This is a genomic window from Actinacidiphila sp. bgisy144 (assembly GCF_057708105.1).
The window spans coordinates 543,704-566,970 of record NZ_JBYIRM010000001.1 but is presented as its reverse complement, the minus strand read 5'-3'; the positions used below and the strand labels follow the sequence as shown (position 1 = coordinate 566,970).

The window sequence follows — 23,267 nt, the reverse complement described above, 5'->3', positions numbered from 1 at the left end:
TTGACCAATCCTTGACCCCACCCAGGTTACGACCTGGCCGCGGTGCGCCGGCGGCCCGGCCGCGGGTGGGCGGCGCGGTGCGGGGTGGAACACTGGCCGTATGGCTTACGACGATCTCCGCTCGCTGCTGAGGGCACTGGAGAAGGACGGCGACCTCAAGCGGATCACCGCCGAGGTGGACCCCCACCTCGAAGTGGGGGAGATCACCGACCGGGTGAACAAGGCCGGCGGCCCGGCACTGCTCTTCGAGAACGTCCGCGGCTCGATCGCGCCGCTGGCGACGAACGTCTACGGCACCGACCGGCGGCTGCTCAAAGCCCTGGGCCTGACGTCGTACGCGGACATCGGGGAGAAGATCGGCGGGCTGCTCAAGCCCGAGCTGCCGCACGGCTTCGTCGGGGTGCGCGAGGCGTTCGGGAAGCTCGCCGGGATGGTCCACCTGCCGCCGAAGAAGGTGAAGGACGCCCCCGTGCAGGAGGTCGTGCTCACCGGCGACGACGTGGACCTGGACCGGCTGCCGGCGCTGTTCACCTGGCCGCAGGACGGCGGCTCCTTCTTCAACCTCGGCCTGACCCACACCAAGGACCCCGAGTCCGGGGTGCGCAACCTCGGCCTGTACCGGCTCCAGCGGCACGACCGGCGCACCATCGGCATGCACTGGCAGATCCACAAGGACAGCCGCAACCACTACCAGGTCGCCCAGCGGCGCGGTGAGCGGCTGCCGGTGGCGATCGCGTTCGGCTGCCCGCCGGCCGTGACGTACGCCTCGACCGCGCCGCTGCCCGGCGACATCGACGAGTACCTGTTCGCCGGCTTCGTGCAGGGCAAGCGGGTCGAGCTGGTCGACTGCAAGACGGTGCCGCTCCAGGTGCCCGCGCACGCCGAAGTGGTGCTGGAGGGCTGGCTGGAGCCCGGGCGGACCCTGCCGGAGGGCCCGTTCGGCGACCACACCGGCTTCTACACGCCGCAGGAGCCCTTCCCGGCGCTGACCATCGACTGCGTCACGATGCGCAAGCGGCCGCTGTTCCAGTCGATCGTGGTCGGCCGGCCGCCGACCGAGGACGGGCCGCTGGGCCGGGCCACCGAGCGGTTCTTCCTGCCGCTGCTGAAGATCATCGTGCCGGACATCGTGGACTACCACCTGCCGGAGGCGGGCGGCTTCCACAACTGCGCGATCGTCTCGATCGACAAGAAGTACCCCAAACACGCGCAGAAGGTGATGCACGCGGTGTGGGGGGCGCACATGATGTCGCTCACCAAGCTGATCGTGGTGGTGGACGCCGACTGCGACGTGCACGACCTGCACGAGGTCGCCTGGCGGGCGTTCGGGAACACCGACTACGCCCGGGACCTCACGGTGGTGGAGGGCCCGGTCGACCACCTCGACCACGCGTCGTACCAGCAGTTCTGGGGCGGCAAGGCGGGCATCGACGCGACCCGTAAGCTGCCGGAGGAGGGCTACACGCGGGACGGCGGCTGGCCCGAGATGGTGCTCGCCGATCCGAAGACGGCAGAGTTGGTGACCAAACGGTGGAGGGAGTACGGCCTGTGAGCGCCACGACGCCGGACCTGTTCGAGTCGGAGCCGCGGCCCGACAGCAAGGTCCGGGCCTTTCTGCGGCTGGTGATGATCGAGCACTCGGTCTTCGCGCTGCCCTTCGCCTACATCGCCGCGCTGACCGCGATGTTCCGCGACGACCGCAGCGTGCACTGGGGCGAACTGCTGCTGGTGACCGTGGCGATGGTGGGCCTGCGCACCTTCGCGATGGCCTGCAACCGGATCATCGACCGGGAGATCGACGCCCGCAACCCGCGCACCGCGAAGCGTGAACTGGTCACCGGCGCGCTGTCGGTGCGCTCGGCGTGGGCCGGCGCGCTGGTGGCGGTGGTGGTCTTCCTCGGCGCCGCCGCGCTGCTCAACCCGCTGTGCCTGGCGCTGGCGCCGGTCGCGGTGGTGCCGATGGTGGTCTACCCCTACGGCAAGCGGTTCACGAACTTCCCGCACGCCATCCTCGGCCTCGCCCAGGCGATGGGCCCGGTCGGCGCGTGGCTGGCGGTGACCGGCTCCTGGGACTGGCACGCGGTGGTGCTGGGCCTGGCGGTCGGGGTGTGGATCGGCGGCTTCGACCTGATCTTCGGCAGCCAGGACGTGGCCGCGGACCGGGCGCACGGCGTGATGTCGGTGCCGGCCCGCTTCGGGGTGCCCGCGGCGCTGTACGGGGCGCGGGCCTGCCATGTGGCCACCACCGCGCTGCTGGTCTGGTACGGCGCCGCGACCGACGCGAGCGGCTTCTGGTGGGTGGGCATGGCGATCGTGGCCGGCGCGTTCGTCTACGAGCACTCGATCGTGAAGCCGCACGACCTGAGCCGGCTGAACCGGGCGTTCTTCACGGTGAACGGTGTCATCGGGATCACCCTGTTCGTCTTCGCGCTGCTCGACCTGATCGCGCGCGGCCTGAGCTGGTAGCGCGCGGCGCGGCCCGACGGCAGCGGCCCCGGCGGATCATCCGCCGGGGCCGCCGCTGTGATACCGGGTCGCTCAGCTTCCCGGCGCTCAGAACTCCGAGCTGTTCGAGTCGTCGCCCATGAGGTTCATGACGGCGCTCACCACGTCCTGCGGGTTGAGCGTCACCGCGCCGCTCGGCGCGCTGATCGGCGCCGCGCTGCCCTTGAAGCCGACGGTCAGCGGCAGCGGCCCGGTGGACTGGTCGTCGAGCTGGTGGAGGTCGAAGGTGACCGACTGGATGCTGCCGTCCTTGACGGCGACGTCCGCGGTGACCTTCTTCGCCGGCACGCCCTCGGCCCGCTGCATGCTGTCCAGGTCGGACTGCTTCATGCCGGGGATCTGCTGGAGCGCGGGGGCGACGCTGGAGGCGACGTCCTTGGCGAACTGCTGCGCGGGCACGGTGACCGTGATGTGGTCCGCGCCGCCCTTCTTGCCCGCGTCGGCGAAGGTGGCGTCCTTCGTCAGCGCGGCCCGCAGCCCGGAGATGACCTCGTTCTGCGTCTTCGCGTCCAGCGTCGGGGTGGTGGAGCCGGAGTCGGAGCCGCTGCTCGAACCCTGGGCGGCCAGGGCGCTCTTGACGAACGCGCCCCACACCGCCGGGTCGATGCTGACCCACTTGCCGTTGAGCGCCGAGCCCACCGAACCGGACGAGCTGGTCAGGGCGTTGAGGTACTGGTCGTTGAACTGCGCGATGGAGCCGGCGTCGGAGGCACTGGTGTCGAGCTTCTCCAGGCCCTTCACGTCGGCCCGCAGGTAGATCTTCTGCCCGACCGCGCGGACCTCGATCAGCTTCGCGCCGCTCGGGCCGTCGGTGGAGAGCAGGAAGGCCGCGGAGGAGCCCTTGGTGGCGTCCGCGCCCTTGCCGAGGCTGCGGCCGAGCAGCGACAGCGACTTCTGCGAGCTGCCGCCGACGGTGACGTGCAGGGACGACAGCAGGTCGGCGTCGGCCTGGGTGAAGCCGTCCTCGCCCTTCATGGCCGAGTAGATCTGGGCGGAGGTGCCGCTGAAGCCGAGATCGACGGTGACGGTGTTCTGCTTGCCGAGCTTCTGGAAGGCGTTGTCCACCTTCCCCTGCGGCGACGCGGGGTCGTCCGCACCGCACGCTGCGGCCCCGGCGGTTATGAGGGCCACCACTCCGGCGGCGGCGAGGCCCTTGCGCATGCTGATGATGACGAACTCCTAGGAAGCGGTGGGTAAGCGGATGAGTCGGAGCAGAAGCGTAGCTGTGCGGGCGCTGTGTCTTCACCCGGGTTCTTCGGGCGAATTGGGGGCCGACTGGCTGCCGGGGTCCGGCAACCGGTCAGCCCGCGTACGGTGGTTCGCCGCGCACCTCGGGCGGACGGTCGCGGAACAGGTAGGCGGCGGCCACCCCGCCGAGCAGACCGAAGAGGTGGCCCTGCCAGGAGACGCCGGTGTGCACCGGCAGCACGCCCCACAGGATGGACGTGCCGTAGTACGCGCCGATAAGCAGGCCCACCAGCAGGTCCGGCGCGCGGCCGTCGACGAAGCCGCGCACCAGGAGGTAGCTGAACAGGCCGAAGATCAGGCCGGACGCGCCCGCGGTGTTGGTGTGCGCGGGCGAGCACGCCCACACCCCGAGCCCGTCGACGGCGATGACGGTGAACGCCACGGCCAGGAAGCGGCCGGTGCCGCGCAGCGCGGCGACGAAGCCGAGCACGAGCAGCGGCAGCGTGTTGGACGCCACATGCCCGTACCCGAAGTGGATGAACGCCGACGGCACGATGTCCGCCAACTCGCCGGCCCGGCGCGGCTGGACGCCGAGGCTGTCCAGCCGGTGGCCGGTGGCGTGGTCGACGACCTCGAGCGCCCACAGCAGCGCCACCCAGGCGGTCATCAGCGCCGCGGCGGCCACGATCCGGTCGCCGGCCGAGGCGGCCCCGGCGCGGTCGCGGACCCGCAGCGACGCCATGAGCGTCCCCCCGCGGCCGGTGTGCGCCGCGATGCGTCCGTACGCCACCGAATCCCCCCGATCCGCCACGTCCCCCAGTGGTTTCTATGTGCGTCCAGTGTGCACGACGCCACTGACACCGTCTGCGGTTCCGGCCCGCCGCCGATCGGACGGCCGGATCGCAGCGGGCCGGCCGAGCCCGGGCGCGCGCCCGCCCCGCCCGGCGGTCCGCCCAGGTCGCGGCTACGCTCGACGGCGTGGCGGACCTGGACGGCGGGCGCGAGACGCGCGATGCGGAGCAGCGGCGCGCGGAGCGCGGGGGGCGTGCGGAGCGTGCCCCGTGGATCGTCGGGGTCTCCGGCGCGTCCGGTACGCCGTACGCGGCGGCGGTGCTGCGCGGGCTGCTGGACGCGGGCGAGCGGGTGGACCTGGTGGTCAGCCGGGCCGCCCGGCTGACGCTGCTCGACGAGACCGGCGCGGCGGTGCGGGACGCGCACTGGCAGGAGGACCTGGCGCGCTGGCTGGCCCGCGGGGCGGACGGCCGCCCGGACACCTTCGCCCCCGGCCCGGACCTTTCCGGTGTGCGCTACTGGCCGGCCGGCGACCTGGCGGCCGGGCCGTCCTCGGGGTCGTATCCGGCCCGGGGCATGCTGATCGTGCCGGCCAGCACCGCGTGTGTGGCCGGGGTCGCGCTGGGCCTGTCCAAGGACCTGCTCCAGCGCGCGGCGAGCGTCACCCTCAAGGAGCGCCGGCCGCTGGTGGTCGCGGTGCGCGAGACCCCGTTGAGCGGTCAGACGCTGCGCCAGCTCACCTCGTTGGCCGATGCCGGCGCGGTGGTGCTGCCCGCCTCCCCGGCCTTCTACGCCGGGGGCACCACGGCGCAGGAGCTGGTGGACTTCGTGGCCGGGCGGGTGCTGGACGCGGTGGGGGTGGAGCACCGGCTCTACCGGCGGTGGCGGGGCGAGCTGGGCGGCGGGTCCACGGGCCAGGGCTGAACCGGCCGGGTCCAAGCCTGCGGCGGCGAACAGGCGGCAAAAGGAGGGCAGGAACCTTTCGATGCCTTAGATTCGTGTCCAGACAGGGCAGTCACCAGGCGAACGGGAGGGTCCAATCCGATGGACGCGGTGGACAGGCAGCTCATCCAGGCGTTGCGCGAGAACGGCCGGGCGTCGTACGCCGAGCTGGGCCGGCTCGTGGGCCTGTCCGGGCCGAGCGTCACCGACCGGATCAACCGCCTGGAGCAGGCGGGCGTGATCACCGGCTACCGCGCCACCGTCGCCCCCGCCGCGATGGGCCTGGGGGTGACCGCGCTGGTCGGGCTCCAGCTGTCGGACGCCGCCGACCACGAGGAGGTGGCCCGGCGGCTGTCGGACCTGGACGAGATCGAGGACTGCTGGTTCATCGCGGGCGACGACTCGTACATGCTCAAGGTGCGGGTCGGCGACGTGGACGGGCTGGAGCACACCATCCGCCGGCTGTCCGGCACCAAGGGCGTGGCCAGGACCCGTACCACGATCGTGCTCTCCACCAAGTGGGAGAACCGGGTCGGGAACCTGCCCGAGGAGGTGTGACCGGGGGCGGCTTCGCGCGCGCGGGCGGGGGAGTAACGTCGGACCGAACCCCGTAGGAGGAGACGCACATGGACGCTGGACTCAAGCGCGAGCTGGAGGAGAAGGTACACGCCGGCGAGCGGCTGACCCGTGAGGACGGTGTCGCGCTCTACGAGTCCGACGACCTGGCGTGGCTGGGCGGCCTGGCGCACGAGGTGCGCACCCGCAAGAACGGCGACGTGGTCCACTTCAACGTCAACCGCCACCTCAACATGACGAACGTGTGCACCGCGTCCTGCGCGTACTGCTCCTTCCAGCGCAAGCCGGGCGAGAAGGACGCGTACACGATGCGGATCGAGGAGGCCGTCCGGCTGGCGAAGGCCATGGAGGGCGACAACCTCACCGAGCTGCACATCGTCAACGGCCTGCACCCGACGCTGCCGTGGCGGTACTACCCGCGGTCACTGAAGGCGCTGAAGGAGGCGCTGCCGCAGGTCTCGCTGAAGGCGTTCACCGCCACCGAGATCCACCACTTCGAGACCATCTCCGGGATGTCGGCCTCCGACATCCTCGACGAGCTGATCGACGCCGGCCTGGAGTCGCTGACCGGCGGCGGCGCGGAGATCTTCGACTGGGAGGTGCGGCAGCACATCGTGGACCACCGCACCCACTGGGAGGACTGGTCCCGTATCCACCGGCTGGCGCACTCCAAGGGCCTCAAGACCCCGGCGACGATGCTCTACGGCCACATCGAGGAGCCCCGGCACCGCGTCGACCACGTGCTGCGGCTGCGCGAACTCCAGGACGAGACCGGCGGGTTCCAGGTCTTCATCCCGCTGCGCTACCAGCACGACTTCGTGGACATGAAGGACGGCAAGATCCGCAACGTCCTCCAGGCCCGTACCACGATGGCCACCGGCGCGGAGGCGCTGAAGACCTTCGCGGTCTCGCGGCTGCTGTTCGACAACGTGCCGCACGTGAAGGTGTTCTGGGTGATGCACGGGCTGTCCACGGCTCAACTCGCCCTCAACCACGGCGCCGACGACATGGACGGGTCGGTCGTGGAGTACAAGATCACCCACGACGCGGACGACTACGGCACTCCGAACAAGCTCACCCGGGAGGACATCCTCGACCTGATCCGGGATGCCGGGTTCCGCCCGGTGGAGCGCAACACCCGCTACGAGATCATCCGGGAGTACCCGGGCCCCGACGGCTCCCGCCGGGAGTCGCCGCAGGCGATGCGGGTGTGACCCGGGGCGGCAACACCCGGGGCGGTGTGACCCGGGTGACACGGAAACGGTTGGAGGCCGGGTCGAGGTAATAGGTACGCTGCCCTTATGGCACTTACCTTCGAACTCGATCCCGCGCTCGACGACGACCTGCGCGCCGGTGTGCTCACGCTGTGGGCCGACGTGAGCAACGCCGGCGGCGCGGTCGGTTACGTGCCGCCGGTCACCGCCGCGGACATCGCGCCGGGCCTGGCCGACTCGATGGCCGACGTCGAGGCGGGGCGCCGGCGGCTGCTCGTCGGGCGCGACGAGGAGGGGCGGGTCGCCGCGACCGCGTTCCTCACCTTCAACGCGCACCGGCTGATGACCCACTGGATCTGGCTCTACACGGTGATGGTCCACCCCCGCCACCAGGGCGCCGGGTACGGCCGGGCGCTGCTGGCCGAGGCCGAGCGGGCCGCCCGCGGGTTCGAGGGGATCGAGGCGATCCGGCTCACCTGCCGCGGCGGCCTCGGCCTCGAACGCTTCTACGCATCCTGCGGCTACAAGGAGGTCGGCCGCGTCCCGAACGCGATCCGCGTCGCCCCGGGCGACGACCGCGACGACGTCTTCATGCTGTTGAGCTGGTGAGCGCGGCCCGGCCGCGCTCACCGGGGCACCGCGCCCTTCGGCTCGCCGGCTACGTCTTGGGGCCGTGCTTTCGTGGGGCGGGGGGCTTGCTGCGGGGGCGGGACGATGATCGGGAAGGGGGCGTGCTTCACTGGGAGCATGCTCCGATACACCGCACTGCGCTTCGGTCTGATCGTCGCCAGCTTCGGGGTCATCTGGGGCCTGGTCCGGTTGCATGTCCTGCCGGCCGGGCTCGGTGACTCCAACTACCTGTGGGTCGCGCTGCTCGCGCTGGTCGTGTCCGCGCCCCTGAGCTTCGTGCTGCTGCGCGGGGTCCGGGAACAGGCCGCGGCCCAGGTCTCCGACCGCGTCACCCGCACCCGCAACTCCCTGGCCGCCGCCGCGGGCCAGGAGGACGACGCCGACGACCAGGCGCGCGAGGTCGCCCGCGACGGCGAGCCGCACACCGCCTGACCCGGGCAGCGTCCGATCCGGCCGGTCCGTGTCGACCGGCCGCCGAGCCAGCACGGGGGAGGGGCGCAGGTGGAGACCCAGGGCAAGCGGGCGCAGCGCGTGCCGCGGGCGGTCCGCGAGCAGCAGATGCTGGACGCGGCCGTCGCCGTCTTCGCCCGGCGCGGCTTCCGCGCCACCTCCATGGACGAGATCGCCGAGGCGGCGGGCGTCAGCAAGCCGCTGGTCTACCTCTATCTGAAGTCCAAGGACGAGCTGTTCACCGCCTGCGTGCGGCGCGAGGCCAAGGCGCTCAGCGCCGCGGTGCGCGCGTCCGTCGAGACCGGCGCCGCCCCCGACCGCCAACTGTGGTCCGGGCTGCTCGGGTTCTTCCGCTACACCGCCGAACACCCCGACGGCTGGCACCTGCTGTACGGCCAGGCCCGCAGCGGCGGCGCGCCCTCCGGTGACGAGGTCGCCGCGATGCGGGTGGAGATCGTGGACTTCGTCACCGCGCTGATCGGCACCGCCGCCCGCGAGGCCCCGTGCGTACCGGTGCTCGCCGACCGCGAGGTGCGGGCGCTGGCCCTGGCGCTGGTGGGCGCCGCCGAGTCGCTGGCCGGGTCCTCCGCGAACGGCCGCGAGACCGCCGCCACGCTGATGAACTTCGCCTGGGCCGGCCTCGGCAACCTGCTCGACGGCCACCCCTGGTCGCCCTGACCTCCCTCGTCCCGACCTCCCGTCCCGACCTCCCCCGCGCCCTGTCGGCGGTTGCCGCGCCGAAGGTTGCCCTGGCGCGGATGAATTCGCCGCGGCGCGGCCGTTAACGTCCTGTCCCGATTCGGTGGGGGTTGCGCCCACAGGCTTCTCACGGCGAACCCACGGCTAGGGTGCGAAGGAGGACGCGGATCGCAGGCGCCTGACGTGGCGCGGCTCCGTCGTCCGAGACTTCCCACCGCTCCTGCCATACGACTCCCTGCCGCGCGCCGGCAGGAAGGAAGAACGGGATGAGTTCGACGCTCCCCACGCCCGGCCCGCCTTCGGCGCCCCCGCAGCCCCGCCCCGCCGCCTCTGCTGCCCCGGCAGCTCCCGAAGCGACCGGGGCGCCCGCGGCGCAGCAGCCGCCCGCGCCCGCGCCGCCGGCACGGCTGCGGGCCCTGGACGGGCTGCGGCTGGTCGCCGCGCTGATGGTCGCCTCCTACCACTACGTGGTGCGCGGCGGCGACGCGTGGAACCACCCGATCAAGCACATGCTGCCGCACGTCATCGCGCCGGCCGCCTACGGCCCGCTCGGTGTGCAGTTCTTCTTCATCATCAGCGGGTTCGTGATCTGCATGAGCGGCTGGGGCCGCACCGTGAAGGCGTTCACGGTCTCCCGGATCAGCCGGCTGTACCCCGCGTACTGGGCGGCGCTGATCCTGGTGGCGGCGGTCCTCTACGTGATCGGCAAGGAGACCGTCTCCCGCACCGACCTGATCACCAACTTCACCATGCTCCAGACCCCGGCGGGCGCCAAGCGGCAACTCGGCGTCTCCTGGACGCTCTGGGCGGAGCTGCGCTTCTACGCGCTGTTCGCGCTGACGGTGCTGTGGCGCGGTGCGACCCAGCGCCGGGTGCTGGCGTTCTGCGCGTTGTGGACCCTCGGCGCGGTCTACGCCCAGGGCTCGGGCGAGAGCTTCCTGCAACTGGCGCTGATGCCGGACTACGCGCCCTTCTTCGTCGGCGGCATCGGCCTCTACCTCGTGCACCGCTTCGGGCACGACCTGGTGAACTGGTCGGTGGTCGCGGTCGGCTTCCTGCTCGGCCAGCAGTCCGCGGTCAAGGCGCTGGTGGCGCCGCCCGGTTCGCACCCCTTCTACCAGCGGTCGCCCACGGTCGTGATCGTGCTGGTCGCCGCGGGGTTCGCCGCGATCGCCGCGGCGACGCTGGTGCCGCGCGTGGCCCGGGTGGAGTGGCGGTGGCTGACCACCGCGGGCGCGCTGACGTACCCCTTCTACCTGGTGCACGAGATCCTCGGCACCGAGGTCATCGACCGGCTGGAGCACCACACGTCGCTGCCGGCCAGTGCGGTGCTGGTGCTGGCCGTGCTGTCGATGCTGGTCCTCGCCTGGCTGATATACCGCCTGGTGGAGAAGCCGCTCGGCCCGCTGCTGCGGCGCAGGCTCTCCGTTCCGCTGGGGTCGGCCGCGCTGCTCAGGACGAGCCGGTGAGATGCACCCCCCGGGGCGAGCGCAGTTCGAACCGGTGCCCGGCGGCGGCCAGGGCGACCGTGGACGGCAGCGGTACCGGTGCGCGGAAGTGGGCGCGCACCCGCTCGTCCAGGCCGAGCGCGGCCGCGCACCGGGCGATCGTCCACATCCCGTGCGCGATGGCCCGGGGAAACCCGAGCGGCCGGGCCGTCAGCGCGTGCAGGTGGATGGGGTTGTAGTCGCCCGAGACGCGGGCGTGCCGCCGCCCGAGCCCGGCCGGCAGCCGCCACTCCTCGACGACGGGCAGTGCGCCGGCGTCCTGCGGCCCGGTGCCCGGCTCGGCCCCTTCCGTCGGCGGCGCGCCGGTCGGGTGGCGGGCCAGGTAGGTGCTGCGGTCGGTCCACACCGCCGCCCCCTCGATCCGGGCCTCGGTGACGAGGACCGCCTCGGTGCCCCGCCGGTGCGGCCGCAACTCCTCGGCGTGGACGGCGATCTCGGGCCGGTCGGCGGTGGTGAGCGGGCGGTGCGCGGTGATCTCGATCGAGGTGTGCACCAGCCCCATCAGCGGCAGCGGGAAGTCCCGGGCGGCCATGATCCGCGCGGCCAGCGGGAATCCGAGGATGTGCGGGTAGGTCAGCGGCACCCGGTCGGTCAGCGGCGGGTAGCCGCACACCTCGGCGTAGCGGGCCATCCGGGCCGGGTCGATCCGCACCCGCGGGTCGGTCAGCCGGAGCGGCGGCAGCGCGGCGCCGGCCGAGGGGTGCTTGCCGAGGCCGGTCAGCGCGCCGCGCCCCAGCGTGAGCAGCAGCGGCATCTCACGCTCCCAGCAGCGACTGCCCGCAGACGCGGACGACCTGGCCGGTCACGCCGCCGGAGCCGGCCGCCGCGAGCCAGGCGACGGTCTCGGCGACGTCCTGCGGACGGCCGCCCTGGCCGAGGGAGTTCATCCGCCGGCCGGCCTCGCGGATGAACAGCGGTATCGCGGCGGTCATCTGCGTCTCGATGAAGCCCGGCGCGACCGCGTTGACGGTGATGCCGCGCTCGCGCACCTCGGGGGCGGCGGCCAGCGCGCGGACGAAGCCGATGATGCCGGCTTTGGAGGCGGCGTAGTTGGTCTGGCCGGCGTTCCCGGCGATGCCCGCGATGGACGCGGTGCCGACGATCCGGCCGTGCGGGCGGACCGCCCCGGCCTTCAGCAGGTGGTCGGTGACGCGCAGCACGGAAGCGAGGTTGACCTCGATCACCGTGTCCCAGCCCTCCGCGGACATGTTGGCGAGCTTGCGGTCGCGGGTGATGCCCGCGTTGTGCACCAGGACGTCCAGGCCGCCGGGCACCGCGGCCGCGATCCGTTCGGCGGCGTCGGGCGCGGTGATGTCCACGGTCAGCGCGGTGCCGCCGATCCGGGCCGCGGTCGCGGCGAGCGCGTCGGCGGCCTGCGGCACGTCCAGGCAGACCACCTGCGCGCCGTCCCGGGCGAGGGTGGCCGCGACCTCGGCGCCGATGCCGCGGGCCGCCCCGGTGACCAGCGCCGTACGGGGCCCGGCCGCGCCCGGTCCGCCGTCCGCCGCGGCGCTGTCCTTACGGCCCACCGGCGGGCCGACCTCGATCACCTGCCCGCTGACGTAGGCCGAGCGGGGCGAGAGCAGGAAGTCCAGCGTGGAGTCCGCGCCGGCACCGGGGGCCAGCCGCACCAGCTGTACGGTCCTGCCCCGGCCGATCTCCTTGCCGAGCGAGCGGACGAAGCCCTCCAGCGCCTGCTGGGCGGCGGCCTGGTGGAGGTCGGCGGCGTCGGGTCGCGCGCCGAGCACCACCACCCGGCCGCAGGGGGCCAGGGTGCGCACCAGGGGGTGCAGGCTCTCGCGGACCGCCCGCAGCCCGGCCGGGTCCGCGATGCCGGTCGCGTCCAGCACCACCGCGGCCGGTGCCGGGTCGCCCGGCGCGGCCGGCGGCGGCGCCTGTCCGGCGGTCAACCGCAGGACGGGACCGTCGAGTTCGGGGGTCCCGGGCGACCAGCGCCGCAGCGCGGTGGGCTGCGGCAGGCCGAGCCGCCGGGTGAGGAAGCGGCCGGGAGCCGTACCGGTGAAGCCGAGATAGCGGTCGGCCATTGGCCTTCTCCTTACTCTGGAGTAAGTTTACCGCCGGTAAGGCTACTGGTGAGTTGTCGCTCCGGCCAAGAGCCCTCAGGAGTTCCGTATGCACACCGTCCGCCGCGTCGCCGTCATCGCCGGCCACCGCATCCCCTTCGCCCGCTCCGACGGCCCCTACGCCACCGCGTCCAACCAGGACATGCTCACCGCCGCGCTCGACGGCCTGGCCGAGCGGACCGGCCTGGCCCGCCCGGGGGCCGACGGCCGGCCGGCGGTGGGGGAGTTCGCGGCCGGGGCCGTGCTCAAGCACGCCCGCGACTTCAACCTCGCCCGCGAGACCGTGCTCGGCTCCGTCCTCGACCCGGCCACCCCCGCCTACGACATCCAGCAGGCGTGCGGCACCGGCCTCCAGGCGGTCTTCGCGGTCGCCGCCAAGATCGCGCTCGGCGTGATCGACTCCGGCATCGCCGGCGGCGCCGACACCACCAGCGACGCACCGCTCGGCGTCAACGACGAACTGCGCCGCACCCTGCTCGCCGCCCGCCGCGCGAAGTCCCTGGGCGGCCGCGCCCGCGCGCTCGCCGGGGTGCGCCCGCGCCACCTCGTGCCCGACATGCCGCGCAACGCCGAGCCGCGCACCGGCCTGTCGATGGGCGAGCACGCCGCGCTCACCGCCGAGGCGTGGGGCATCACCCGCGCCGCGCAGGACGAACTCGCCGCCGCCAGCCACCGCAACCTCGCCGCCGCCTACGACCGCGGGTTCTTCGCGCCGCTGGTCAGCCCCTATCGCGGCCTGGAACGCGACCAGAACCTGCGGCCGGACTCCACCCCCGAGAAGCTCGCCCGGCTGAAGGCGGTCTACGGCGGGCCCGGCGGCACCATGACCGCGGGCAACTCCACACCGCTCACCGACGGCGCCGCGGTGGTGCTGCTCGGCTCGGAGGAGTGGGCCGCCGAGCGCGGCCTGACCCCGCAGGCGTACCTCACCGCGTACGAGACGGCGGCCGTCGACTTCGTCGGCGGCCGGCCCGGCCCCGACGGGCTGCTCATGGCACCCGCCTACGCGGTGCCGCGGATGCTGGAGCGGGCCGGACTGGGCCTGGGCGACTTCGACTTCTACGAGATCCACGAGGCGTTCGCCTCCCAGGTGCTCGCCACGCTCGCGGCATGGGAGGACAAGGCGTTCTGTGCGGAGCGCCTGGGGCGGGCCGAGCCGCTCGGCGCGATCGACCGGGCGCGGCTGAACGTGGCGGGGTCCTCCCTGGCGACCGGGCATCCCTTCGCCGCGACCGGGGCACGGATCGTGGGGACGCTGGCGCGGCTGCTCGCCGAGCGGGGAACACCCGGGCGCGGCCTCGTCTCGATCTGCGCCGCGGGCGGACAGGGCGTCACCGCGATCCTCGAGAGCGCCTAGCAGGCCGCAGCCGGCCGCCCCGGGCCGCGACCGGGCACGGAAGCGCAATCCACCCTCATCGTTCAGGAGCCGTAGATGTCAACTGGAACAGGGCAGCTGGTGGGTCAGGCGGGTCAGGCGCCGCAGGTGGTGATGGAGGCGGGCCGGGCCGTGCAGGTGGCGGTGCCCCCGCTGGTCGCCGTGCCCGAGCGGGGGAGCCTGGCCGACATCCCGTTCACGAACGCGGCCGAGGCGCCGCAGGACGCGGTGCTGGGCAGGGAGGGCGCGGACGGCACCTGGCGGGACGTGAGCGCCGCGGACTTCTGCGCCCAGGTGGTGGACGTCGCCAAGGGCCTGATCGCGGCGGGGCTGAAGCCGGGCGAACGGCTGGCGATCATGGCCCGCACCAGTTACGCGTGGACGCTGCTGGACTTCGCGGGGTGGGCCGCGGGCCTGGTGACCGTACCGATCTACCCGACCTCCTCGGCGTCGCAGACCGCCTGGATACTCGCCGACTCCGGTGCCGCGGCCTGCGCGGTGGAGAACGTGGACCAGTCCCGGCTGGTCACCGGCCGCCGGTCGGAGCTGCCCGAACTGCGCCACCTGTGGCAGCTGGACGCGGGCGCGATCGGGCAACTCAGCACCGACGGCAAGGAGTTGCCGGACGCGCTGGTGACGTCCCGGCGGCAGGCGCTGACCCCGGCGAGCACCGCCACGCTGATCTACACCTCCGGCACCACCGGCCGCCCCAAGGGCTGCGTGCTCACCCACGGCAACTTCTTCGCCGAGGTCGACAACGCGATCGAGCTGCTGCACCCGGTCTTCAAGTCGGTGAGCACCGAGCCCGCCTCCACCCTGCTGTTCCTGCCGCTGTCGCACGTCTTCGGGCGGATGGTCGCCATCGGGTGCCTGCGGGCCCGGGTACGGCTGGGCCACGCGCCGAGCATCGCCACCGAGGACCTGCTCGCCGACCTGGCCGGCTTCCGGCCGACCTTCCTGCTGGCGATCCCGTACGTCCTGGAGAAGGTCTACAACACCGGCCGGGCCACCGCGGAGAAGATGGGCCGGGCCGCCTCCTTCGACCGGGCCGCCACGATCGCTCGGCGCTACGGCCGGGCGCTGATCGCCCGGCAGACCGGCACCGGCCCGGGCCCCTCGCTCGGCCTGCGGATGGCGCACGCGCTGTACGACCCGCTGGTCTACCGCCGGATACGGGCCGCCCTCGGCGGCAAGGTCCGGTACGCGATCTGCGGCGGCTCCCCGCTGGGCGAGCGGCTGTGCGCGTTCTACGCGGGCGCCGGGGTGATGGTCTTCGAGGGCTACGGCCTGACGGAGACCACCGCGGCGGCCACGGTGACGCCGCCGCTGGCACCGCGGCTGGGCACCGTGGGGCACCCGCTGCCGGGCACCGCGGTGCGGATCGCCGACGACGGGGAGGTGCTGCTGCGCGGTGGGCAGGTCTTCACCGGCTACTGGAACGACGCGGGCGGGGTGCCGCACGTGGACGGGTGGTTCCCCACCGGGGACATCGGGGAGCTGGACCCGGACGGATACCTGCGGATCACCGGGCGGAAGAAGGAGATCCTCATCACCGCCGGCGGCAAGAACGTGGCGCCCGCACCACTGGAGGACCGGCTGCGGGCGCATCCGCTGGTCGGCCAGTGCATGGTGGTCGGCGACAACCGGCCGTTCGTGACCGCGCTCATCACGCTGGAGGCGGACGGGCTCGCCCACTGGCAGCGGATGCGGCGCAAGGAGGGCCTGCGGCCCGCCGACCTCGTCACCGACCCCGACCTCCTCGCCGACCTCCAGAAGGCGGTCGACGACGCGAACTCCACGGTCTCCCGGGCCGAGTCGATCCGCGCGTTCCGGGTCCTGCCGGTCGACTTCACCGAGGACAGCGGCCACCTCACGCCGTCGATGAAACTCAAGCGGTCGGCTGTCGCCGCGGACTTCGCCGACACCATCGAAGACCTCTACCGCCGCCCCTAGGGCGGCAAAAAAGAGGCAGGGGCCCCGCACGGAGTGCGGGGCCCCTTGGTACTGCAGGTTCTGGGCGCGATCGCGCCGCTGTCCGTCCGACCTAGTGGAGAACTAGTTCGGGGTGACGTTCTCCGCCTGGGGACCCTTCGGGCCCTGGGTGACGTCGAAGGTCACCGGCTGGTTCTCCTCGAGGGAGCGGAAGCCGGTCGCGTTGATCGCGGAGTAGTGAACGAAGACATCCGGGCCGCCGCCGTCCTGGGCGATGAAGCCGAAGCCCTTTTCAGCGTTGAACCACTTCACGGTTCCGGTAGCCATAAAGCCCTCCTTGGGCCCAAAGGGTTGCCCTGCTCCAGAACCTGCAACTGCGAAGTCTGAAAACTACAAAAGCCCGCGGGTTACATGATCCGCAGGCCTTGTACTGCAAGGAAACCAAACTGCAACTTGCGTCGAGCCTAGCATGGGGGGCCGGGGCGCGGAAGGGTCGCAAGATCCTTCCTGGCGGCTCGCCGGGGCACCCCCGCACAGCGCCGCACGGACCCAGGAGTAGCGTCCGGCATATGGACACAACCGCGCGTGAAAGCGACAGCGACCGGGTCCGCCCCCGGGTCGGCCACATCCAGTTCCTGAACTGCACCCCGCTGTACTGGGGCCTGGCCAGGACCGGTGCGCTGCTGGACCTGGAGCTGACGAAGGACACCCCGGAGAAGCTCAGCGCCCAGCTCGTCGAGGGCGACCTGGACATCGGCCCGATCACCCTCATGGAGTACCTCAAGCACGCCGATCAGCTGGTCGCGCTGCCGGACATCGCGGTGGGCTGCGACGGCCCCGTGATGTCGTGCGTGATCGTCAGCCAGCTCCCGCTGGACCGGCTGGACGGCCAGCGGGTGGCCCTCGGCTCCACCAGCCGCACCTCCGTGCGCCTGGCCGAGCTGCTGCTCAGCGAGCGGTACGGCGTCACGCCGGACTACTTCCGCTGCCCGCCGGACCTCTCGCTGATGATGCAGGAGGCCGACGCCGCGGTGCTGATCGGCGACGCCGCCCTGCGCGCCTCCCTGCACGACGCGCCCCGGCTCGGGCTGACCGTCCACGACCTCGGCACGATGTGGAAGGAGTGGACCGGGCTGCCCTTCGTCTTCGCGGTCTGGGCGGCCCGGCGCGACTACCTCGCGGCGCACCCGGAGGCCGTGCACAGCGTGCACCGCGCGTTCCTCGCCTCCCGCGACCTGTCCCTGGTGGAGGTCGACAAGGTCGCCGAGCAGGCATCGCGCTGGGAGGCGTTCGACCAGGAGCTGCTGAGCAGCTACTTCACCACGCTGGACTTCTCGCTCGGTGCCCCGCAGCAGGCCGGCATCGCCGAGTTCGCCCGCCGCGTCGGCTTCCCGCCCGGCGCCGGCGTGGACCTGCTCCCGCCGGCCTGACCCGCGCCGGCCCCGCAGCACCTCCGCTCCACCCCGCAGCACCCCGCAGCACCCCGGCCCCGTGCCCCCGCGCGGCGGGCCGGGCGCCGTACGGGCGCGGCCGCGCGCCGCCCCGTACGGCACCTGAAAGTGCCACCGGCCGCTGGCGTACGCTGGGCCGGACCGATCTCCCGTCCTCCGAAGGGCCTGCCACGGTGACCTCTCCGACCGACCTCGCAGCCGTCCTCGACCGCGCCGCCGCGGGCGGCAGGATCACCCCGGAGGAAGCGCTCGACATCTACCGCTCCGCCCCGCTGCACGCCCTGGGCGCCGCGGCCGACGCGGTGCGCCGCCGCCGCTTCGCCGGCACCGAGCACATCGCGACGTACATCATCGAGCGCAACATCAACTACACCAACGTCTGCGTCACCGCGTGCAAGTTCTGCGCGTTCTACGCGGCGCCGAAGGACACCGACAAGGGCTGGAGCCGCAGCCTGGACGACATCCTGCGCCGCTGCGCGGAGACCGTCGAACTCGGCGGCACCCAGATCATGTTCCAGGGCGGCCACCACCCGGACTACGGCGTGGAGTACTACGAGGAGCACTTCGCCGCGATCAAGCGGGAGTTCCCGCAGCTGGTGATCCACTCGCTGGGCGCCTCCGAGATCGACCACATGGCGCGGATCTCCGGGGTCAGCGCGGAGGAGGCGATCCGCCGCATCCACGCCGCCGGGCTCGACTCGTTCGCCGGCGCCGGGGCCGAACTGCTGCCGGAGCGGCCGCGCAAGGCGATCGCGCCGCTGAAGGAGTCCGGCGAGCGGTGGCTGGAGATCATGGAGACCGCGCACCGGCTCGGGGTGGAGTCCACCACGACCATGCTGATGGGCACCGGTGAGACCAACGCGGAGCGGATCGAGCACCTGCGGATGATCCGCGACGTGCAGGACCGCACCGGCGGGTTCCGGGCGTTCATCCCGTACACCTACCAGCCGGAGAACAACCACCTGAAGGGCCAGACGCAGGCGACGCTCTTCGAGTACCTGCGGATGATCGCGATCGCGCGGCTCTTCCTCGACAACGTGGCCCACATCCAGGGGTCCTGGCTGACCACCGGCAAGGAGGTCGGCCAGCTCTCGCTGCACTACGGCGCGGACGACCTCGGGTCGGTCATGCTGGAGGAGAACGTGGTCTCCTCGGCCGGCGCGAAGCACCGCTCCAACCGGATGGAGCTGATCCACCTCATCCGCTCCGCCGGGCGGGTGCCCGCGCAGCGCGCGACCACCTACGAGCACCTCGTCGTCCACGACGACCCGGCGAACGACCCGGTCGACGACCACGTGGTCTCGCACCTGTCCTCGACCGCGATCGAGGGCGGCACCGCCCACCCCGAGCTGAAGCTCCTTCCCTCCAACTGACCGGACTGACCGGACTGACCGGAGCCGGCCGCCCGCCGCGGCCCCGCGGGGGTGTGCCGGGCCGTGCGCGGCGCACCCCGTAAGGTGAGTCGCGTGACCCGGGCATCGTTGGAGAAGCAGCCGCAGGACGTCGCCGCGATGTTCGACAAGGTGGCGGCGAAGTACGACCTGACGAACGACGTGCTGTCGCTCGGCCAGACGCGGCTGTGGCGGCGGGCCGTGGCGCAGGCGCTCGACGTGCGGCCGGGCGAGCGGGTGCTCGACCTGGGCGCGGGCACCGCGACGTCGTCGCTGCCGTTCGCCGCGGCCGGCGGCTGGGTCGTCCCCTGCGACTTCTCGCTGGGCATGCTGCGCCAGGGCAAGAGCCGGCACCCCGAACTGCCGCTGACCGCGGGCGACGCGACCCGGCTGCCGTTCGCGGACGGGGTGTTCGACGCGGTCACCATCTCCTTCGCGCTGCGCAACGTGCAGGACGTGGACGCGGCGCTGCGCGAGATGCGCCGGGTGGTCCGGCCCGGCGGGCGGCTGGTGATCTGCGAGTTCAGCCACCCGACGTACCGGCCGCTGCGTACCGCGTACACCGAGTACCTGATGCGCGCGCTGCCCCCGGTGGCGACCAGGGTGAGCAGCAATCCGGACGCCTACGTGTACCTCGCGGAGTCGATCCGCGCCTGGCCCGACCAGCGGGCGCTGGGCGGGCGGTTGAAGGACGCCGGCTGGACGGGCGTGGCCTGGCGGAACCTGACCGGCGGGATCGTGGCGCTGCACCGCGGCACGAACGGGCCGGCGGCGTAACCGCCCGCTGTTCGAACGGAATCCGGTATTCCGGGTGGTTGCGGCCGGTAGGGGCCATATGCTGCCTTGTCTGCGGGGGGAACGCAGCCCCGCCGTTTTCCGGAGTTGCCGATGCCGTTCTGTCCCGCGTGCGGGAACCAGGTCGCCGAGGCGGAAGGCAACCGCTTCTGCCCGCGCTGCGGCCGTGACCTGACCGCGCCGTCCCTTCCCGCGCAGCCCGCCGCGCCGCCGCCACCGGCGGCCGCACCCACGGCCGCGCCTGTGCCCACGCCCACGCACGTCGGGCCGTTGCCGCCGCCCACCGCGCCACCGCCCGCACCGCCGTACGCCGGCGCCGCGGCCCCACCCGGCTACGCGCCCGGCCCCTACCCGCCCCCCGCGCCGGCCGGGCCCTCGCCCGCCGCCGTGTTCGTCCGCCGGGTGTTCACCGGCCGCTGGGAGGGCCCGCTGCTGGTCGCGCTCGGCCCGGCGCTCACCATAGTCGCGGCGGCCCTGGCGATCGCGGGGGTCGCCGGGACCGCCCTGCCCAGCGGCACCGTCGGAATGGCCACCCGCACCCGGGCCGCCCTGGCGGCGCTCGTCCAGGGGCTGGGCGGCAACCTCAGGGCGAACGCGACCTACACCGAGGACTCCGTCTTCGACGACTCGGACGACAGCGGCGACGGTTCGTCCGACGGCAGCAGCGGCGGCGACGAGTTCTCCGACGGCGGCAGCGACGGGTTCGACGACTCCTCCGGCGGCAGTGACGGCTTCGACTACTCCGACGGCGGCAGCGACGGTTACGACGACTCCTCCGGTGGCAGCGACGGGTTCGACTTCTCCGACGGTGGCAGCGACGGTTACGACGACGGCTCCGACGGCTACAGCACGGACGGTTCCGACGGTTACAGCAGCGACGGCTCCGACGGCTCCGACGGCTCCGACGGCTACGACAGCGGCTCCGACGGGTCGGACGGCACCGACGGCAGCGACATCGGCTACACGATGAGCGGCGGCGGCAGCGGCAGCGGCCACTCCCACACGGTGCACGCCTCGCTGTCGGTCCTGCCCTGGTCGGTCACCCTGCTCTGGGTCCTGGTGCTGGTGCTCGGCCTGCGCGCGCTGCGCCGGCGGCAGCAGGCGCAGGCCGCCGCCGCGGGCATACCCGCCGGGCCCGGCTCGGCCCTCACCGCCGAGGCGGCCGCGGCGGCCGTACGGGTCGCGCTGCTGGCCGCCGCCGCGGTGCTCGCCATCGGCTTCTTTGCCGAACCCCGCATCGAGCTGGTGCACTTCACCACCGCGCCGTTCCTCGCCGCGCTGTGGACCTTCGTGCTCAGCCTGGTGACAGCGCTGGTCGTGCTGTGCCGTCCGGCGCTGACCGCGTGGCTGGCCGCGCGGCCGGGCGCCGCCGCCGCGTACCGGGTGCTCGCCACCACCGCGATCGCGCTGCTGGCGACCCTGCTCGTCGCGGGCACCGTGGTCTTCGTGATCGCGGCCGCGCACTACCACGACCTCACCGGCTGGGGCCTGACCGCCGCCGGCCTGCTGCTGGTCAACCTCGGGGTGTCCGGGCTGGGGCTGGGCTGGGGCGCGCCCTTCCGGGTCGGCGCCAGCAGCGGCTCGCAGGCCCGGCACGTCTCCTTCGGCCTGGGCGACCTCGACCACGTGTGGGGCGGCTGGTCGGTGGCCGGCACCGTCGCGGGCGGGCTCGGCTGCGCGCTGCTGATCGGGGTGCTGGCCCTTCGGCGCAACCGGGGCCGGCCCGAACAGTTCGCGGTCGCCGGGCTGTTCACGCTCCTGCTGGTGATCCTCGCCGCCGTCAGCGGCGCGCACACGGGCGGCGACTCCAGCCTGGTGGGCACCGGGGCGCTCACCCACACCAGCGTGGGCACGCAGGTGCCGGAGCTGCTGGGGTTCGGCCTGCTGTGGACGTTCGGCGGGGTGCTGGTCGCGCCGTACGTCTGGCGGGTGTTCGGCGGCCGGGTGCCGAACGCGCCCTACCCGGGTGCCGGCGCGCCCTCGCCGTACGCCCCGGCGCCGCAGGGCGGACCCGGCCAGGGCGGGGCGTACGACGCGCCCGGCGGGACCTTCGGCGCCGCGGTGCCGGCCCAACCCGCCGCGCCCGCCGGGCCGTACGGGCCGCCGCAGCCGCCCGGGCCGCCCGGGCCCGCGGAACCCACCGTGCACGACCTCGGCGTGGTGCAGCCGGACCGGCTGCGCAAGCAGCCGCCGGAGCCGCCCGACCACCGCTGACCGGCACGGACCGGGGCCTGCCCCGAGAGCCGCCGCTCCACGGGGAGCGGCGGCCTCATACACTCGGCATGACGTCCGCTGCCGGCGTCCAGTGCCAGCAACAGCCCCTTGCCGAACCGGGAGAGCCCACGTGACCGACACCGCCCTGTCAGAGCGCAGCGCCGATGTGATCGTCGTCGGCGCCGGGCCCGCCGGTTCGACGACCGCCTACTACCTGGCCAAGTCCGGTCTGGACGTGCTGCTGCTGGAGAAGACGGCCTTCCCGCGGGAGAAGGTCTGCGGCGACGGGCTGACCCCGCGCGCCACCAAGCAGCTGGTGCAGATGGGCATCGACGTCTCCGAGGAGGCGGGCTGGCTGCGCAACAAGGGCCTGCGCATCATCAGCGGCGGCATGCGGCTGGAGATGGACTGGCCGGAACTGGCCGCCTACCCGGACTACGGACTGGTGCGCCGCCGCGACGACTTCGACCAGATGCTCGCCGAGCAGGCGGTGAAGGCCGGCGCGCGGCTGTACGAGCGGTGCAACGTCGGCGCCCCGATCATCGAGGAGCGCACCGGCCGGATCACCGGGGTCACCGCCAAGCTCGGCGAGGAGAAGACCCCGGTCGCCTTCCACGCGCCGCTGGTGGTCGCCGCCGACGGCAACTCCACCCGGCTGTCGCTGGCGATGGGCCTGCACCGGCGCGACGACCGCCCGATGGGCGTCGCGGTGCGGACCTACTTCACCTCGCCCCGGCACGAGGACGACTACCTGGAGTCCTGGCTGGAGCTGTGGGACCGGCGCGGCGCCGCGCCGCGCCAGCTGCCGGGCTACGGCTGGATCTTCGGCCTCGGCGACGGCACCGCCAACGTGGGGCTGGGCATCCTCGACTCCTCGGCGGCTTTCCGCGAGCTGGACTGGCGCGAGGTGCTCAAGGCGTGGGTCGGCTCCATGCCGGAGGACTGGGGGTTCACCCCGGAGAACATGACCGGGCCGATCCGCGGTGCCGCGCTGCCGATGGCCTTCAACCGCCAGCCGCATTACACCCGCGGTCTGCTGCTGGTCGGCGACGCGGGCGGGCTGGTCAATCCGTTCAACGGCGAGGGCATCGCCTATGCGATGGAATCCGGCCAGCTCGCCGCTGACGTGATCACCCAGGCGCACGCCCGGGCCGGCGCCGCGCAGCGCGAACTGGCGCTCGCCGCCTACCCGCGCATCCTGAAGGACACCTACGGCGGCTACTACAACCTCGGCCGCGCCTTCGTGAAGCTCATCGGCAACCCCAAGGTGCTCCAGCTGTGCACCCAGCGCGGCCTGACCCACCCGATGCTGATGCGCTTCTGCCTCAAGCTGCTGGCCAACCTCACCGACCCGACCGGCGGCGACGCGATGGACCGCATCATCAACGGCCTCACCAAGATCACCCCGCGCGCCTGAGGACGAACGCGACAACTGCATACGAATCAGCGGGAGGTGGTCCGCGTCGGCCCGGAAGAGGGCGTGACGGGGCCGCCTCCCGCTGTTCGCGGGGGAGCGGGGGT

At 73.1% G+C, this 23,267-nt stretch carries 21 protein-coding genes; 16 read left to right on the top strand and 5 right to left on the bottom strand.

Features of this window, described 5'->3' with window-relative positions; genetic code table 11:
- Positions 1–100: 100 nt before the first annotated feature.
- Together AC3EVP_RS02750 and mqnP are read left to right on the top strand one after the other, a co-directional pair.
- Positions 101–1,552: a menaquinone biosynthesis decarboxylase gene (locus tag AC3EVP_RS02750; protein ID WP_435125450.1), complete on the top strand. Its 1,452-nt coding sequence runs from the start codon at positions 101–103 to the stop codon at positions 1,550–1,552.
- A complete protein-coding gene (gene mqnP, locus AC3EVP_RS02745; protein ID WP_435125447.1) occupies positions 1,549–2,466 on the top strand; it encodes a menaquinone biosynthesis prenyltransferase MqnP in 918 nt (305 codons plus the stop codon). Before AC3EVP_RS02750 ends, mqnP begins: the two co-directional genes overlap by 4 nt.
- 87 nt (positions 2,467–2,553) lie before the next feature.
- On the opposite strand, the gene AC3EVP_RS02740 is transcribed toward mqnP, so the two are convergent.
- Both AC3EVP_RS02740 and AC3EVP_RS02735 read right to left on the bottom strand, forming a co-directional pair.
- Positions 2,554–3,666: a hypothetical protein gene (locus AC3EVP_RS02740; RefSeq protein WP_435125444.1), complete on the bottom strand. Its 1,113-nt coding sequence runs from the start codon at positions 3,664–3,666 to the stop codon at positions 2,554–2,556.
- Positions 3,667–3,805: 139 nt separating this feature from the next.
- Positions 3,806–4,435, bottom strand: coding sequence for a rhomboid family intramembrane serine protease (locus tag AC3EVP_RS02735; protein ID WP_435125612.1), 630 nt, complete (start codon positions 4,433–4,435; stop codon positions 3,806–3,808).
- A 245-nt stretch (positions 4,436–4,680) separates the two neighbouring features.
- On the opposite strand from AC3EVP_RS02735, the gene AC3EVP_RS02730 reads away from it, so the two are divergent.
- The 7 genes from AC3EVP_RS02730 (at position 4,681) to AC3EVP_RS02700 (ending at position 10,465) form a co-directional block, all read left to right on the top strand.
- Positions 4,681–5,409, top strand: a complete 729-nt coding sequence (locus tag AC3EVP_RS02730; protein WP_488179790.1) for a UbiX family flavin prenyltransferase — start codon at positions 4,681–4,683, stop codon at positions 5,407–5,409.
- A gap of 120 nt (positions 5,410–5,529) precedes the next feature.
- Complete coding sequence (locus tag AC3EVP_RS02725) at positions 5,530–5,985, top strand: Lrp/AsnC family transcriptional regulator (protein WP_335978445.1); 456 nt, start codon at positions 5,530–5,532, stop codon at positions 5,983–5,985.
- A gap of 68 nt (positions 5,986–6,053) precedes the next feature.
- Positions 6,054–7,217, top strand: a complete 1,164-nt coding sequence (gene mqnE, locus AC3EVP_RS02720) for an aminofutalosine synthase MqnE (protein ID WP_335978443.1) — start codon at positions 6,054–6,056, stop codon at positions 7,215–7,217.
- Between the two features lie 87 nt (positions 7,218–7,304).
- Complete coding sequence (locus AC3EVP_RS02715; RefSeq protein ID WP_435125440.1) at positions 7,305–7,826, top strand: GNAT family N-acetyltransferase; 522 nt, start codon at positions 7,305–7,307, stop codon at positions 7,824–7,826.
- Positions 7,827–7,964: 138 nt separating this feature from the next.
- On the top strand, positions 7,965–8,279 hold the full coding sequence (locus tag AC3EVP_RS02710; protein WP_335978440.1) for a DUF4229 domain-containing protein: 315 nt from the start codon (positions 7,965–7,967) through the stop codon (positions 8,277–8,279).
- Between the two features lie 126 nt (positions 8,280–8,405).
- Positions 8,406–8,975, top strand: a complete 570-nt coding sequence (locus tag AC3EVP_RS02705) for a TetR/AcrR family transcriptional regulator (protein ID WP_335978548.1) — start codon at positions 8,406–8,408, stop codon at positions 8,973–8,975.
- 287 nt (positions 8,976–9,262) lie between these two features.
- Positions 9,263–10,465, top strand: coding sequence for an acyltransferase family protein (locus AC3EVP_RS02700; protein WP_435125436.1), 1,203 nt, complete (start codon positions 9,263–9,265; stop codon positions 10,463–10,465).
- Here the strand turns inward: AC3EVP_RS02700 and AC3EVP_RS02695 are convergent.
- Together AC3EVP_RS02695 and AC3EVP_RS02690 are read right to left on the bottom strand one after the other, a co-directional pair.
- Positions 10,449–11,258 (bottom strand): MaoC/PaaZ C-terminal domain-containing protein, encoded by an 810-nt coding sequence (locus AC3EVP_RS02695; protein WP_435125433.1) that lies wholly within the window; start codon positions 11,256–11,258, stop codon positions 10,449–10,451. The two genes, AC3EVP_RS02700 and AC3EVP_RS02695, sit on opposite strands and share 17 nt — an antisense overlap.
- Position 11,259: 1 nt before the next feature.
- A complete protein-coding gene (locus tag AC3EVP_RS02690) occupies positions 11,260–12,549 on the bottom strand; it encodes a 3-oxoacyl-ACP reductase (RefSeq protein ID WP_435125431.1) in 1,290 nt (429 codons plus the stop codon).
- Between the two features lie 88 nt (positions 12,550–12,637).
- On the opposite strand from AC3EVP_RS02690, the gene AC3EVP_RS02685 reads away from it, so the two are divergent.
- Together AC3EVP_RS02685 and AC3EVP_RS02680 are read left to right on the top strand one after the other, a co-directional pair.
- Positions 12,638–13,945 carry an acetyl-CoA C-acetyltransferase gene (locus AC3EVP_RS02685; RefSeq protein ID WP_435125429.1) on the top strand — a complete coding sequence of 436 codons (1,308 nt, stop codon included), beginning with the start codon at positions 12,638–12,640 and terminating at the stop codon, positions 13,943–13,945.
- 132 nt (positions 13,946–14,077) lie between these two features.
- Positions 14,078–15,916, top strand: a complete 1,839-nt coding sequence (locus AC3EVP_RS02680; RefSeq protein ID WP_435125605.1) for an AMP-dependent synthetase/ligase — start codon at positions 14,078–14,080, stop codon at positions 15,914–15,916.
- 102 nt (positions 15,917–16,018) lie between these two features.
- Here AC3EVP_RS02680 and AC3EVP_RS02675 read toward each other — a convergent pair whose 3' ends face one another.
- Positions 16,019–16,222 carry a cold-shock protein gene (locus tag AC3EVP_RS02675; protein ID WP_103887033.1) on the bottom strand — a complete coding sequence of 68 codons (204 nt, stop codon included), beginning with the start codon at positions 16,220–16,222 and terminating at the stop codon, positions 16,019–16,021.
- A gap of 242 nt (positions 16,223–16,464) precedes the next feature.
- Between AC3EVP_RS02675 and AC3EVP_RS02670 the strand changes: the two genes are divergently transcribed.
- The 5 genes from AC3EVP_RS02670 (at position 16,465) to AC3EVP_RS02650 (ending at position 23,163) form a co-directional block, all read left to right on the top strand.
- Positions 16,465–17,325: a menaquinone biosynthetic enzyme MqnA/MqnD family protein gene (locus AC3EVP_RS02670; RefSeq protein WP_335978432.1), complete on the top strand. Its 861-nt coding sequence runs from the start codon at positions 16,465–16,467 to the stop codon at positions 17,323–17,325.
- Between the two features lie 194 nt (positions 17,326–17,519).
- The gene (gene mqnC / locus AC3EVP_RS02665; RefSeq protein WP_335978430.1) at positions 17,520–18,719 is read left to right on the top strand and encodes a cyclic dehypoxanthinyl futalosine synthase; all 1,200 of its coding nucleotides are present in this window, start codon (positions 17,520–17,522) and stop codon (positions 18,717–18,719) included.
- 93 nt (positions 18,720–18,812) lie between these two features.
- Positions 18,813–19,514, top strand: coding sequence for a demethylmenaquinone methyltransferase (locus AC3EVP_RS02660; protein ID WP_335978428.1), 702 nt, complete (start codon positions 18,813–18,815; stop codon positions 19,512–19,514).
- Between the two features lie 261 nt (positions 19,515–19,775).
- Entirely contained in the window at positions 19,776–21,746 is a 1,971-nt protein-coding gene (locus tag AC3EVP_RS02655) for a hypothetical protein (protein WP_435125424.1), read from the top strand.
- 130 nt (positions 21,747–21,876) lie between these two features.
- The gene (locus AC3EVP_RS02650) at positions 21,877–23,163 is read left to right on the top strand and encodes a geranylgeranyl reductase family protein (RefSeq protein ID WP_335978424.1); all 1,287 of its coding nucleotides are present in this window, start codon (positions 21,877–21,879) and stop codon (positions 23,161–23,163) included.
- Positions 23,164–23,267: the final 104 nt, after the last annotated feature.